We start from the raw sequence: 1,308 nt of genomic DNA, 5'->3' as shown, positions 1-1,308 counted from the left end.
TGCGAATGCTGCTGGCTTGTGCCGCCCACCCAGCGTTTCCGCATTATGCACAACTATATCGTCCCCCAACGTCAATCCAAAGTCGGAAACGATATCGGTGAGCGTCGCTGTCAGTGTCGCGCGCTCCTCTGGCGTTGCGGCGCCAAGTATGGCGAGTTCATAAATACTCATTGATGTCAGCGACCGGCCGCTTTTGCTGCAGTTTCGATCCAAGCCGGCATGTTGGCATAGCCGTTATCCCGAACCCAATCATACGTCCCGTATAGGTTTGACAGCGGAATATCTCGACCATTCTGCTTTATTGTAAAATAGCTGAGAGGGTTGGTCCCCTGTCGATCAGTCCCGAGTTGCGGATCTTTTACGCTATGGATGTCGATGGCCAATAGGCCTTTCCCAAGCTCGTAGCTTCTCTTGATCTCGTGCCGGACCCATTCGCGGTCATACGTCTCCGCGCCAAAAAGCACCACCGTCACGGACGTGCCTTTGAGCTGCTCCTCGATCCATTTTTCTATGCCGCCCGCGCGTCTTTTTGCCTCTTCGAACTCTGCCTTGTCATAGAAAGGCTGCGCTTCGCCACCTGGACGAACCACCCAGGAATTGCGGACTTGCACGACCCGTCGAACGTCACGGTCATAGTGAAAGCTAAAGAATACCCGACGCGCCACCGCTTCCCCCCCTTGATCCTCGTTCACTCATATCAAGGCGGGCGCCAGGTGTCAGCAGGCACGGTGAGTGCTTGGGGTAGCTGGTCGCAGCGACACCCTTCGGCATGGCGAGGAAAGCGCCCATTCCATCGAAATGCTTCGGCCAAATCGAGCATGTTGCTCTACTTTCGAAATTGCACCTGTGCGGGCGAGGGAGATGGCCCGTGGTATCAGTGATTCGGGCTGCCTCTGGCGTGCCCAATGTCCCCGCCGGCTTCCCGATTCTGTTCGACGCCGACATGGCGATCATCGAGCCGGCCTTCGTCTGGCTCATGGAGCATGCAGAGCTAAGCGGCCGCGCCCACGCTACGGAAACTGTGCGGACCTACGGCGAGCATCTCCACGATTGGTTCGACTCGCTCGAACAATCGGGGATCGAATGGCGCGAAGCCGACGAACGCGTCATCGCTGCCTATCGCAACCGGATGCTGGAGAACCCCAGCGCACACACCGGGAAGCCCTATGCCCGGACCACGATCAACGCGCGCGTCTCGACCGTCTGCCGGTTCTATGGCTGGGCGCTCGATAAGGGCCTGATCGACCACTGCCCGTTCCGGTTGACCGAAAAGATGACGCTGATGCTCGACGGCGCTTATCGCCCAGG

The 1,308-nt window shown here is 58.3% G+C and carries 2 protein-coding genes; one reads left to right on the top strand and one right to left on the bottom strand.

What is annotated here, in order from left to right:
- Positions 1-176: 176 nt before the first annotated feature.
- Positions 177-692 (bottom strand): TIR domain-containing protein, encoded by a 516-nt coding sequence (locus RLDS_RS30380; RefSeq protein WP_021224400.1) that lies wholly within the window; start codon positions 690-692, stop codon positions 177-179.
- Positions 693-868: 176 nt separating this feature from the next.
- Between RLDS_RS30380 and RLDS_RS30375 the strand changes: the two genes are divergently transcribed.
- The coding region (locus RLDS_RS30375) for a site-specific integrase (RefSeq protein ID WP_040603477.1) at positions 869-1,308 on the top strand (440 nt) is incomplete at its 3' end.

Source organism: Sphingobium lactosutens DS20 (genome assembly GCF_000445105.1).
Lineage (GTDB): Bacteria > Pseudomonadota > Alphaproteobacteria > Sphingomonadales > Sphingomonadaceae > Sphingobium > Sphingobium lactosutens.
Note: the sequence above shows the minus strand (reverse complement) of the source record. Positions and strands in the feature narration are given on the sequence as shown.